Raw genomic sequence first — 12,420 nt, forward strand, 5'->3', positions numbered from 1 at the left:
CTTTTCCCCCAAATCCCCCTTGACTTAGAGTAGCTCTCATTCTTTATAATTCCAAATATTAAATTTACAAGGAGCAATTATGGCATTGAAACTTTTCAAATCGCTTCTTTTTGGAGCGTGTATCATTTCTCTAGGAGGTGCTATGGCACAGGCAAATACAGGTAAATGGGATAAAACCTTTGCAAAAAATCCTAAGGTAGAGGTGCAGAAGGTGAGCTTTAAAAACCGCTATGGCATTACTTTGGTGGGGGATTTGTATATCCCAAAAGACTTGCTAAAAAATCCGCCAAAAGATTCTAAAAACACAAAGCTCCCTGCTATCGCCATAAGCGGACCCTTTGGTGCAGTAAAAGAACAAGCTTCTGGGCTATATGCACAAACTCTCGCCAAGCAGGGCTTTATCACGCTAGCTTTTGATCCCTCTTTTACCGGTGAGAGTGCTTTGGCAAATCAGAATCTACCCCAAAATGTCGCCTCGCCCGATATAAACACCGAGGATTTCTCTGCGGCGGTGGATTTCCTAGCTAATCACGCAAGGGTGGATTCTAGCAAAATAGGGATTTTGGGGATTTGTGGCTTTGGGGGCTTTGCACTCAATGCGGCTGCTATGGATACGCGTATCAAGGCGGTGGTAACCTCCACGATGTATGGTATGACACGTGTGAATGCCAAGGGCTATAACGACGCACAAGATAGCAAAGAGGAGAGAAAAAGGCTAAAGAAAAGCTTAAACACACAACGCACCAAGGACTTTGCAAGCGGTAGTTTCGCTAAAGCAGGAGGCTTGCCAGAGAGCTTAAAGGGCGATGAGCCGCAATTTATCAAGGATTATTTCAACTATTACAAAAACAAAGACAGAGGCTTCCACCCTCGCTCGATAAACTCCACAGGCGGTTGGAATCTCACCTCCTCCCTCTCGCTTATCAATATGCCTATTTTAGCCTATAGCGATGAGATAGATTCAGCAGTGCTAGTGATACACGGCGAGAGGGCGCATAGCAGGTATTTTAGTGAAGATGCCTTTAAAAAAGCTAAGGGGCGAGAATAAGGAACTTTTGATAGTGGAGGACGCAAATCATGTGGATTTGTATGACAATGTAGAGAAGATTCCATTTGGCAAAATCACAGAGTTTTTTGGGGGAATTTAGACTAGGCGTTGGTTGTGAGGCTTGTTGATTTGCAAGTCTTTATTTGTGTGAGTTTGCTTTGTTTTTGCTGCTTGCCATTGCACTTGCCACCGCTTGATTGTGTGGTAAATGGTTTGTGATTCTGCAGTGGCGAGGTTGTTTGGATTCTAAAAGCTGCATTTATAGCCTTTGTGGTGCGGTTTTTGGGTTAAGGTATAGCCTCACTCCCCAAATCGCTTAGAGACAGAATCTGCTAAAAGATAGTGTAGGTGCAAGCTCTCGCCCTTTTGATTGGGTGTTGCTTGCTTCTCTTGTAAGCTTCCTAGACTAAGTCTTTTAACAAAATCTTTTGCGTATCCATAATCCCAACGCCTCTCTCTAGCACATTTGCCGCGATGTCTTGGGCTTCTTTAAGCGAGTGCATAGCGTAAGTGCCGCATTGGTATTTGTTCGCCTCTGGGATCGTATCGACTTTGAGGATATCACGCATGCTCGCCTCCCACGCCTCTTTGACGCTATCATCGCTAGGTGCGCCTATCACACTCATATAAAACCCCGTGCGGCAGCCCATAGGGGAGATGTCAATAATCTCGGTGCGCGTGTCGTTAAGATGATCGCGCATAAATCCCGCAAACAAATGCTCAAGCGTGTGGATTCCCTTTTCGCTCAAAATATCCTCATTTGGCACGCAAAATCGCAAATCAAACACGCTGATTGTATCGCCCTTAGGCGTTTGCATAGTCTTTGCCAAACGCACCGCCGGAGCTGGCATAATCGTATGATCCACTTTGAAACTATCTAGTAATGGCATATTCTCTCCTTATTATCTATTTTTTGTGAGAGCGTATTGTAGCATTTTCTTGGCGCATTCTCCTTGATTTAAGCTAGAAAAGTTTATAATTGAGCCCCACTAAGGGAGGCAAGTGTGCTGGTGTGCGCCTTGGGCTTCAAACCCAAAGAAGGGCTAGGTGTCTAGCTCTTGGGGAGTTCGATTCTCTCGCCTTCTCGCCAATAAAAATACAGAAATCTACAAGGAATCACAATGGAATCTCAGCTAATGAGCCTAGCGATACAAACTTATAAAATCACTCTCATTCTTTCGCTGCCTATGCTGCTAGCTGGGCTTATCGTGGGGCTTTTGGTGAGCATTTTTCAAGCCACCACACAGATAAATGAAATGACTCTAAGCTTTGTCCCCAAAATCTTAGCAGTCGTGGCGGTGATTATCTTTGCGATGCCGTGGATGATTGGTATGATCACGGATTACACGACTATGCTTTTTAATATGATTGTAGATATTAAGTTTTAATGCACGCACGCGTTATTGACTTTTCTAAATACTCAAGTCTGCGCGTGGGCACGCCCCTAGAAGTGCAGATGATAGAATCTCCCCGCGAGTGCTCCTCCCTGCCCCCAAATGCCCACATCATCGGCAAAGCAAATAATCTCCTCATCTCCCCAAACGCCTCACATCTGTATATGCTAGACAAAAGCTTTGCGTTTATTGAGGTGCAATCGCACTGCGTGCATATCGGCGCGGCGATGAGCTCGGGGCAGATTTGTAGCTTTTTTAAAAAGCACGATTTGGGCGGTATGGAGTTTTTGCAGGGCTTGCCCGGCTCGCTAGGTGGGATCATTAAGATGAACGCTGGGCTCAAGGATAAGCGCGGGGGAATGCACGAGATAGGCGAGCGGCTACTAGAAGTCAATATTAACGGCGTGTGGGTGCGGGGCGAGGAGCTTGGTTTTGGGTATCGCACAAGCGCGATTGATGGCGTGATTTGTGGCGCGAAGATTCACAAAACACAGGGCTTTGCCCACGAGCTCACGCAGGATTTTCTCTCACTCCGTGCCCATCACCCCAAAGCCCCTAGTTGTGGGAGCTGCTTTAAGAATCCTAGGGGCGATTATGCTGGGAGGTTGTTAGAATCTGTAGGACTAAAGGGCTTTAGAATCGGCGGTATGGGCTTTGCGCAAGAGCACGCAAATTTTTTAATTAATCTTGGTGGGGGCACATTTGCAGAGGCTATGGAGCTCATAGAGCTAGCCAAAAAGCGCGTGTTTGAATCTAGTGGGATAATGCTAGAGTGCGAAGTGCAGATTATCGCATAGGCGTCTTAAGTGGAATGGGGCGACTCGCACCCCGATTGTTACTTAGAGCACCAATTCCTCCACGCGTTTGCCATAGTTGGCATCAGCCTTTTTGAAGTGCTCGATCTGACGCTTTTTAATCTCCACAGGCACGCCCTCCATTGCTTCTTTGATATTTTGGCACAAAATCTCTTTTTGCTCTGCACTCATCAGACGATAGAGATCCCCTGCTTGGCTAAAATGATCCTCCTCATACTCGCGGTGGTTGTATCGATCCATTATCTCGCCTTCTTTGATATGCAAAGGCGGCTCGCTTGCTTGATTAGATTCTGTATAGTCGTTGTAGTAGCTTGGGTTGTAGTTGCGCATTCCTCCAAAGCTTCCCATCTGCATATAGCCATCACGATGCGTGTTGCTCACGGGAGCAATAGGGGCATTGACAGGAATCTGTGCGTGGTTAATCCCTAGGCGGTATCGCTGCGTGTCGCCATAGCTAAAGAGCCGTCCTTGGAGCATTTTATCGGGGCTATATCCCACACCCGGCACGATATTTGCGGGGTTAAACGCGGCTTGCTCGACTTCGGCAAAGTAATTCTCTGGATTTTTGTTAAGCTCCAAAATCCCCACTTCAATGAGCGGATAGTCTTTATGACTCCAAGTTTTGGTGAGATCAAAGGGATTAAACTTGTAGCTAGCAGCTTCAGATTCTGGCATTATCTGCACACAGAATCGCCATTTAGGAAAATTCCCCCGCTCAATATTTTCAAACAAATCTTTTTGATGAGATTCTCTATCCTTAGCGATGATTGCAGCCGCTTCTTTGTTGCTGAGATTGACAATGCCTTGCATGGATTTAAAGTGGAACTTCACCCAAAATCGCTCGCCTTTGGCATTGATAAAGCTATATGTGTGGCTGCCAAAGCCGTGCATTTCGCGATAGCTCCTCGGAATCCCCCTATCACTCATAAGGATTGTTACTTGGTGCAAAGATTCTGGGTGTAAGCTCCAAAAATCCCATGCAGCCGTGCTGCTTCGTAAGTTTGTCTTGGGATCTCGCTTTTGGGAATGGATAAAATCTGGGAACTTCACCGCGTCTTTGATGAAAAATACCGGCGTGTTGTTGCCCACGATATCCCAATTGCCCTCTTGTGTGTAGAGTTTGAGCGCAAAGCCTCGCACATCGCGTTCCGCGTCGGCAGCCCCTCGCTCCCCTGCCACGGTGGAAAATCGCAAAAAGGCTTTCGTCTTTTTGCCCACCTGTGAAAACAAGTCGGCTTTGGAGTATTGCGCAATGTCGTTTGTGATGGTTAGCTCACCATAGGCAGCACTGCCCTTGGCATGCACGACTCGCTCGGGGATTCGCTCTCTGTCAAAATGCGCTAGCTTCTCTAGTAGCCAAGTATCCTGCAAAAGTGTAGGCCCTCTTTTCCCTGCTGTTAGGGAGTTTTGGTTATCGGCTATGGGTGTGCCTGTGGCGGTTGTTAGTGTTTTCATTGTAGCTCCTTTAAGTGTTGTTAATGTCAAACAAGGGGACATTGTAATATCGGTTTAAATCATAATTTCTACCTATGAGAGCTATCTTCTTTTTTTGAAAATTTTCCTAAAAAAAATAAGCCAATTTTTTGCCATATTGAAAGTTTTTTGTGTGAGTGTGCAAGGAGGAGCTTTAGAATCTCTTTGTGGCGAAACATTATCGCACAATTAATCGGTGTCAGTCCCAATCCATTGTCCTCATCGGGATTTGCCCCATATTTTAGGAGCAATTCCGCCATCTCTTTATAGCCTTTAAAGCACACGCCAGCTAGGGGTGTTTGGGCTTTGTCGTTTTTTTTATCGACTTCTGCGCCTCTTTGCAATAGCATTTGGGCGACTTCAAGGCTATTATTGTAGGCAGCGAGCATAAGGAGGGTGTTGCCTTTGTGATTGGCGAGATTGACATTTAGCCCGGCATCAAGCATAATCCGCAAAGATTCTGTGTCATTATTGCGAGCAAAATCAAAACTTTGAGCGACGAATTTTTCAAACTCTTCTTGAGTGTGTGGCATTGTGACTCCTTTGTGTTTGGTTGTTTGTGTGGGGGGAATTTTACCCAATTTCTTGTCATTTAATGCGCAATGTCTTATAATCAATGAGTGATAAATTTAGTGATATAGAGGAGTGTGTAATGAGCCAAGAGAAAGAAATTAAAGGCTTTTTGGTTTCAAAAACCGATCCAAAAGGTAAGATTACTTATTGCAATCAAGCATTTATTGAGGTTTCTGGGTTTGGTGAATCTGAGCTTTTGGGCAAGCCCCACTCGATCGTGCGCCATCCCGATATGCCGCGCACGATTTTTAAGTTTTTGTGGGAGGAAGTGAGCAATAAGCGCGAGATTAATGCATTTGTCAAAAATCTCTCCAAAGATGGAGGGTATTATTGGGTGTTTGCCAATGTCACGCCCTCTGTGGATATTACCAATAAAATCATCGGCTACTACTCCGTGCGGCGGCGGCCAAATAGAGCTGTGCTAGAGACGATTAGCAATCTTTACAAAGAGCTTAAAGATATCGAGAGTGCCCAAGGCTTAGACGCGGGACTAGCGTATCTACACGAGTTTTTTGCTAAGCAAGATGAGACTTATGCAAACGCGATTTTGCGCTTGCAGCTAGGAGAGGAGCTATGATGGCAGTGATTTTGGGCGCAGTGTGCGCGATACTCGTGATTTGTGTGATTGTGCTATCGATGCAATTACTCAAGATGCACGCCTTTAGCGAGAGACTTGGGTTTGTTACCTCTGAAGCGATTAAGGGGAATTTTGAGCCGCGCGTTACCCATATCGGCTCATCATCATGGGGACAAGTTGCCCTAGATCTTAATGAACTCCTTGATCAGCTTGAAACCTTTATCCGTGAGAATAGAACTCTCGCCGCCAATGCCACTAGAAAAGACATATTCCGCCCATTCCTCACCGATGGTATGCTCCCAAATCTCGCGATGGTGGGCGATCAAGTCAATGCTAGTATGAAGACTATTTTAGAATCTATGACGATGGACGCTAAAAGGGAGTTAAACCACGCCCTTGAAGAAGTCAATGGCAACCTCGCCCAGCAGAAGTTTATCCAAGATAGTTTCCACAGGAGTATGAAGACACTAGCATCGGCACTAGGGGCGTTAGAATCTATGGTGAAAGGCTCTGAAAAAAGCCACACAGAGATCAACAAATCTCTCCAATCCCTAGAAGAGATCTCCTCACTTGTAGATTCTAACAACACCAATATCGAAGCACTCGGCAAGCGCAGTGAGGAGGTGCGCCAAATCACAAGTGTCATCAACGACATCGCCGATCAAACCAATCTCCTAGCCCTAAACGCCGCTATCGAAGCCGCACGCGCAGGGGAGCATGGGCGAGGCTTTGCCGTGGTGGCAGATGAGGTGCGCAAGCTCGCAGAAAAGACGCAAAGCTCGACTAAAGATATCCAAACCCAGCTCACGATATTCCAGCAAGATACGCTCCAGATCTCTGAAAACTCCCAGCATATCTCCCAGTCGGTGCATAGTTTCCGCGAGCTGATGAGTGAGTTTGAATCGGTGCTAAAAAGTATGCTAGAGAGCTCTAAGAGCATAGAATCTAGTATGAAAATCATCTCCTCTCGTATCAATGGGAATTCTATGATGATCGATCATATTATTTTCAAGGCAGATTCTTATAGGCATGTGCTTAAGATGCGCAATCCTAGCGATTATGAGAGTGCGTGCGATGACGCATTCCAGCTATGGTATGAGAAGCGTGGCAAGGTGTTTTATGAAGGCACGCAGATTTTGGCTGAGATTTTGGATTCACACAAGCGCGTTATCGCTCATGGTAAAGCCGGCGTGCAAGATGCCTATGCTGATGGCGTGCAAAATCAGCGCAAGATTATCAACGACTTTAGAGAGATGGAGAGGGCGAGCGAGGAGTTTTTTGAGAAAGTGGATTATCTAGCGAGGCAGTGGGAGCAATAAAAGGACTGATCGATAGAATCCACATCGCCCACAGCATTCCTTAACGCACTCACACCAAAGATTCTAGAATCTCGCACTAGACTCTGTGTATGTTCGCGCAGCGGAGCGAGTGGAGATTCACTCTCTGCGAGCGATATATAATCATAAGGAACTTGCAGCAAATATTGCTATAATGCGCGCTTTGATAATTAAACCAACAAAAGGAGTGTTATGTATCAGGCAAATTTAAGTTCGGGGGGGGGCAATAGCCTAAAAGTAAGCTCCAAGGGGCTTGTGAGTGATGGTGTATTTTGGATTATCGTCATTTGGTATGCGATTTTAGTCGCCTCTTGGGCGGAGTTTAGCGTGATTGACGATCACGGTTTTACCAAAACGCTTTTTGTAGGCGAGTCTATCCCCTACTTTATTTTCAAAGACATTGGGCGGTTTTTCCCTCTTGATGGGCAGGAGTGGAATATCCTAAGTGCGATTTTTACTCCGAGTGCGGGTGTGTTTTATGCCTTTAACGCCATTTGTCTCCTCATAGTCGCGTGGTGCCTGCGCTATGGGCTTTTTAGATTCACTGCGCATACGCAATCCCACGTCGCGCGCGCTTTTGTCTATGTAACTATTCTCATCTGTCTGTTTTCTCCCACCTTTATCACAGCTTGGCTTAGGCTTTTTGCGCCAGAGCGTATGGAGTTTGTGTTTTTGAGTCTCTTTTTGGCGTGCTATATGTATGTGGTATATGCGCGTGTGAGTGCTAGGGCTTGGATTTTTTTGGCATTTGGCGTGATGTGTGCAAATTTTGCACTGTATTACAAAGAGACGGCGTTTGCGATGCTTGGGGCTTTTGGGTTTGTGCATTTTGTGCTAGATTACAAAAACTCATCAAAAGCCACCAAAGCCTTTGATATCGCGCTTGTGCTAAGTAGCGTGGTGTGGCTGCTCGTGTATGCGCTAGTGGTGCTTGCCCAAAAGCAGGGCGGCGGGAGCTATGGCGACACGCCCTATAATCAGCTGATTGTGATGGCAAAAGTCGTGTTTAACTACATTTTGCAAGAGCCGTTTTTGTTTGTGGCGATACCTTGTTTTATGCTGTATAGAATCTACCAAGTCTTTGTGAAAAAATCCCCGTTTATGCCATTGCTAGATTCTGCACTCATCGCGGCATTGGTGCTATGTGCCGAGTATATCGTGCTAAAAATTGGCGATGTGCATTACCCACTTCCTGCGTATGTGTTTGGGCTCATAGGGCTTGTGGGTATGGGTGTGTATTATTGGCGTGTGCGCATTATAAAGGTGATTTATGTGCTGTGTTTGGTGATTTTTGTGGGCAATAGCGCGTTTATGAGTGCCTATCAGTTTGCCTTTTATAAGCTCGTGCCAAATAATTTCCAAGATACCTTGCATTTTTTGCGCGACTATATCGCACAAAACCCTAACACGCGCATTTATCTCGAGGGCGTCAATCGCGCTTCGGGTGTGGAAGTCTATCATAGCTTTGGCGCGTGGCTTAGCTTTTATGGGGCGAGGGAGTTTGATTTGCATTCTGATAGGGAGGTGGATAATGTGCTTTTGGGGCAGGAGAAGCCAGATAGCCCATATAGCGTCTTTAGGAGCAATGCCATCGTGCCTAAGCAAAGTGGGGATATCGTCGTGCTCACGCCATACACGCTAAATAATATCACCACAGATTCACTAGCTGCGCTAGAGCAAACCTACGAGCTACTGCACACAAGCGATTTTGGGCTTGAGATTCCAAAGCTTGGGCTGAAAGCATTTCTCAAGGCATTTATGCGCGATAGGGTGCAAGGCGAGGTGATACTAAGCCAAAATGCCTTTGGCTTGCCGTTGTATTTTTATGTCTATAGGGTGCGCTAGGAGAGTCCTAGCCACGACGCGCTAAAGGCGCGCACTTCAGAATCTAGTCTTTTAATATCCTGCAAATGTGTGAGAGCGTGCGTTTTGACAGACTCAAAGTGTCGCATACTCTGCAGGATACACGCGCTAATATCCCCAAAGCAAATGTGTGAATCTAAAAACGCGCGCAAGGCTACTTCGTTGCTTGCATTGAGCACGATGCCTAGCTTTGGATAGGCTAGAAGCGTGGGTTTGAGCTCCCATACGGGATAGCGGCGCACATCTATGGGGCTAAAGCGCAAAGAAGTGAGTGTAGCAATGTCAAATCGCGGGATAAGCCGCACGCATTTGGCTTGCTGCTCATCTAGGGCGTAGGCTATGGGCAGCTGCATATCGGCGTGTGAGATATGTGCGGTAATGGAGCCATCGACAAACTCCACAAGCGCGTGAATCGCGGAATGCTCCTCGATGAAGGCATCGATAGAACTAAGCCCAAAAAGCCAATACGCCTCCAAAACCTCAAAGAGCTTATTTACCATTGTCGCGCTATCGATGGTGATCTTTTGTCCCATAGACCAGTTTGGGTGCTTGAGGGCTTGAGCGGGAGTGGCAGAGGGCAGATCTGCTAGGGGCATATCACGCAGCGCGCCGCCGCTAGCGGTGATATAGAGCTTGTGAATCTTGCGCGATGTGTGCAGATACCACAAGCCAAAATGCTCGCTATCAATGGGCGTGATAGGATAGCCCGCAAAGAGCCAGCCAGCACTCACGAGACTTTCTTTATTGGCAAGGGCGAGTTTTTTGCCACATTGCTTAATCTTAAGGCTTGGGGCAAGTCCGGCATAGCCCACGAGGGCATTGATAGCTAGGGTGCTCTGTGAAGATTCTATCATCTCTAAAAGCCCCGATTCTGTGCAAAACACCTCTATATTATGCGCTTTGATAAAAGGCATATCAAGCTTTGGCAAATCCTCTGAATCTAGAATACAGATTTTTTTGGGGCGATGGCGGCGGATTTGCTCATTAAAGAGCGCGATGTTTTTGCCAGCACTTAGGGATTCTATGGGTAGTCCAAACGCAGTGGCGACTTTGAGCGCGTTTGTCCCGATAGAGCCAGTGCTACCTAAGAGGATCATAGGCTATAGGGCTATTTCGCTATAGAGTGGCAAAAAAGAGAGGATAAAAAGCATAGCAACTGCCGCAAAGAGCGTAGCATCGAGCCTATCTAGCACGCCACCATGACCGGGGAATATCGTGCCGCTGTCTTTGAGATTTGCCTCGCGCTTGAGATAGCTCTCAAACAAATCGCCAAACACGCACGCAAGCGCGACAACAAATGCGACAATTGCCGCTAAGGGGAAGCTATGCGTGATACCTGTGTAGAGAATCGCGCCTATAGCAGTGCCGCAAGTCAAACCCACGATAACGCCCTCAATCGTCTTTTTAGGCGATGTGGGCGAAAAAGGCGTCTTACCAAAGAGCTTGCCGCCAAAATACGCGCCCGTGTCCGTGCAGACAACCACGGCTATGAGGCAAATAATCCCCAATCTATCTAGCAGTCCATACACAGACCAAATGCACAAAAATGGCAGAGTGGGATACAAAAATGGGAGCAGAATCTTTAGAGGAAGTTTCTTGCTATAGGCGATATAGGACGCGTAGATGATGAGCGTGATGAGTCCGCAGTACAGAGGGGCTTTGGTAAAATACGCCCCTATCCATAATAGGGCAGTCCATATATAAAAATGCAAGCTAGATTCTAAAGTGTAGAGGGCGAGGGATTCTCTCACAGAGAGCAGAAGTAGTGCGCCTAGCACAAACCAAATAAGCGGCTTGCTATTGATAAACAAAATACCCACCAACGCCGCGATGAGTATCGCACCAGTGATGTAGCGTTGCTTGTCTGCGCTAAAGAGCTTTTTGATACCATCTGTGCTTTTCATACAATCCCTTAATCGATGTGATGTGCCAAATTATAGCAAAAAAATCAGTATTTACTGAAAAACGGAGAATTTTTGGTAGAATCGGGCTCTTGTGAAGTGCCTAAAATTTAGACTATCTTAAGAAAGGGATGGGGGAATGAAATACCAAAAAGCATTGCTGTTTTTTGCGTGTCTTGCGCTTAGCTTTGGGGTTTTGTGGGGAGCGGATAATAAGGAGCAAAATAGGCTTGATGCGCATAAAAAGTTACGCAAAGTTATCAATGTCATAGAAGAAAACTATGTCGATGAAGTGCAGATTGATGAGATTATCAACAAAGCCATAGATGGACTTTTGAGCAATCTCGATGCGCATTCTGCGTATTTGGATAAGAAAAAGTTTGAAGACTTAAAGTCACAAACACAAGGCGAGTTTGGCGGGATTGGGATCACGCTTGGTATGAAAGATGGGGCATTAACCGTGATAGCACCCATTGACGATACGCCAGCGTTTAAGGCGGGCATAAAGAGTGGCGATGTGATTTTGAAGATTAATAACGAAACCACGCTTAATATGGGGATTGACGATGCGGTTAATCTCATGCGCGGTAAGCCAAAAACCAAACTTGAGCTTACAATCGTAAGAAGCGGTGAATCTAAGCCCCTAGTATTTCAGCTCACGCGAGATATTATCCGCGTAGAATCTGTCAAAGTGCGCGGCATTGATGAGACAAATTTCGCGTATGTGCGTGTGAATTCTTTTGACAAAAATGTAACGCTTGAAGTAAAAAATGGCTTAAAGGCAATGGGCAAAGTCGATGGTATCGTGCTAGATTTGCGCTCTAATCCCGGGGGACTGCTTGATCAGGCAGTCGATCTCTCAAAGCTTTTTATCAAAAATGGCGTGATTGTCTCCCAAAAAGGGCGTAATAAAGGCGAAAACATAGAGTTCAAAGCCAATGGAAGCGCGCAGTATTCCGATGTGCCACTCGTGGTGCTTGTCAATGGCGGCAGTGCGAGTGCGAGCGAGATCGTCGCAGGGGCATTGCAGGATCACAAACGCGCGGTGCTCGTGGGCGAGCAGACATTTGGCAAGGGCAGTGTGCAGATGGTGATTAAGCTTGATGATAATGAGGGCATTAAGCTCACGATTGCTAAATACTATCTGCCTAGCGGGAGGACAATCCAAGCAGTGGGAATCCAACCCGATGTGGTAGTCTATCCGGGTAGTGTGCCAGAGAGCGATAATAACTTTTCACTCAAAGAGGCGGATTTGAAGCGGCATTTAAAAGGCGAGCTAGAGAAGATTCAGGAGAAAGCCCCCACAAATGCTAAGAATGCTACAAAAAACAAACATATCTCACAAGAGGACATTTATAAGGATATTCAGCTAAAAACCGCGATTGATATGCTCAAGGCTTGGAATGTGTTTAAGCCCAAAAGTAGCAAAGAAAAATAAA

Annotated in this window: 12 protein-coding genes, 1 tRNA gene and 1 pseudogene; 8 read left to right on the top strand and 6 right to left on the bottom strand. The window is 46.2% G+C overall.

The window, feature by feature from the left end:
• Positions 1–79 precede the first annotated feature (79 nt).
• Positions 80–1,148 (top strand): annotated as a pseudogene (locus ACH2BK_RS05245) (alpha/beta hydrolase).
• Positions 1,149–1,449: 301 nt separating this feature from the next.
• Here ACH2BK_RS05245 and luxS read toward each other — a convergent pair.
• Positions 1,450–1,938: an S-ribosylhomocysteine lyase gene (gene luxS, locus ACH2BK_RS05250; RefSeq protein WP_394996583.1), complete on the bottom strand. Its 489-nt coding sequence runs from the start codon at positions 1,936–1,938 to the stop codon at positions 1,450–1,452.
• Positions 1,939–2,041: 103 nt separating this feature from the next.
• On the opposite strand from luxS, the gene ACH2BK_RS05255 reads away from it, so the two are divergent.
• The 3 genes from ACH2BK_RS05255 (at position 2,042) to ACH2BK_RS05265 (ending at position 3,239) form a co-directional block, all read left to right on the top strand.
• A tRNA-Sec gene (locus tag ACH2BK_RS05255) sits at positions 2,042–2,138 on the top strand.
• Positions 2,139–2,169: 31 nt separating this feature from the next.
• On the top strand, positions 2,170–2,436 hold the full coding sequence (gene fliQ, locus ACH2BK_RS05260; protein ID WP_394996581.1) for a flagellar biosynthesis protein FliQ: 267 nt from the start codon (positions 2,170–2,172) through the stop codon (positions 2,434–2,436).
• Positions 2,436–3,239, top strand: coding sequence for a UDP-N-acetylmuramate dehydrogenase (locus tag ACH2BK_RS05265; RefSeq protein WP_395002381.1), 804 nt, complete (start codon positions 2,436–2,438; stop codon positions 3,237–3,239). Before fliQ ends, ACH2BK_RS05265 begins: the two co-directional genes overlap by 1 nt.
• A 42-nt stretch (positions 3,240–3,281) precedes the next feature.
• Here the strand turns inward: ACH2BK_RS05265 and ACH2BK_RS05270 are convergent, their stop codons facing one another.
• Both ACH2BK_RS05270 and ACH2BK_RS05275 read right to left on the bottom strand, forming a co-directional pair.
• Entirely contained in the window at positions 3,282–4,712 is a 1,431-nt protein-coding gene (locus tag ACH2BK_RS05270; protein WP_395002383.1) for a catalase, read from the bottom strand.
• A gap of 68 nt (positions 4,713–4,780) precedes the next feature.
• A complete protein-coding gene (locus tag ACH2BK_RS05275) occupies positions 4,781–5,263 on the bottom strand; it encodes an ankyrin repeat domain-containing protein (RefSeq protein ID WP_395002385.1) in 483 nt (160 codons plus the stop codon).
• 119 nt (positions 5,264–5,382) lie between these two features.
• Between ACH2BK_RS05275 and ACH2BK_RS05280 the strand changes: the two genes are divergently transcribed.
• Both ACH2BK_RS05280 and ACH2BK_RS05285 read left to right on the top strand, forming a co-directional pair.
• On the top strand, positions 5,383–5,880 hold the full coding sequence (locus tag ACH2BK_RS05280; RefSeq protein WP_395002387.1) for a PAS domain-containing protein: 498 nt from the start codon (positions 5,383–5,385) through the stop codon (positions 5,878–5,880).
• 497 nt (positions 5,881–6,377) lie between these two features.
• Positions 6,378–7,199: a methyl-accepting chemotaxis protein gene (locus ACH2BK_RS05285; protein ID WP_395002459.1), complete on the top strand. Its 822-nt coding sequence runs from the start codon at positions 6,378–6,380 to the stop codon at positions 7,197–7,199.
• Here the strand turns inward: ACH2BK_RS05285 and ACH2BK_RS05290 are convergent.
• Positions 7,172–7,360 (bottom strand): hypothetical protein, encoded by a 189-nt coding sequence (locus tag ACH2BK_RS05290; protein WP_395002389.1) that lies wholly within the window; start codon positions 7,358–7,360, stop codon positions 7,172–7,174. The genes ACH2BK_RS05285 and ACH2BK_RS05290 overlap by 28 nt on opposite strands.
• Positions 7,361–7,409: 49 nt before the next feature.
• Here ACH2BK_RS05290 and ACH2BK_RS05295 point away from each other — a divergent pair, with 49 nt between their 5' ends.
• On the top strand, positions 7,410–9,062 hold the full coding sequence (locus ACH2BK_RS05295; RefSeq protein ID WP_395002391.1) for a hypothetical protein: 1,653 nt from the start codon (positions 7,410–7,412) through the stop codon (positions 9,060–9,062).
• Here the strand turns inward: ACH2BK_RS05295 and dxr are convergent.
• Complete coding sequence (gene dxr / locus ACH2BK_RS05300; RefSeq protein WP_395002393.1) at positions 9,059–10,177, bottom strand: 1-deoxy-D-xylulose-5-phosphate reductoisomerase; 1,119 nt, start codon at positions 10,175–10,177, stop codon at positions 9,059–9,061. The genes ACH2BK_RS05295 and dxr overlap by 4 nt on opposite strands.
• Positions 10,178–10,180: 3 nt before the next feature.
• Entirely contained in the window at positions 10,181–10,984 is an 804-nt protein-coding gene (locus ACH2BK_RS05305; protein WP_395002395.1) for a phosphatidate cytidylyltransferase, read from the bottom strand.
• A gap of 136 nt (positions 10,985–11,120) precedes the next feature.
• On the opposite strand from ACH2BK_RS05305, the gene ACH2BK_RS05310 reads away from it, so the two are divergent.
• Positions 11,121–12,419, top strand: a complete 1,299-nt coding sequence (locus tag ACH2BK_RS05310) for a S41 family peptidase (protein WP_395002397.1) — start codon at positions 11,121–11,123, stop codon at positions 12,417–12,419.
• Position 12,420: the final 1 nt, after the last annotated feature.

Source organism: uncultured Helicobacter sp. (assembly GCF_949282165.1).
In the GTDB taxonomy this organism is placed as follows: domain Bacteria; phylum Campylobacterota; class Campylobacteria; order Campylobacterales; family Helicobacteraceae; genus Helicobacter_F.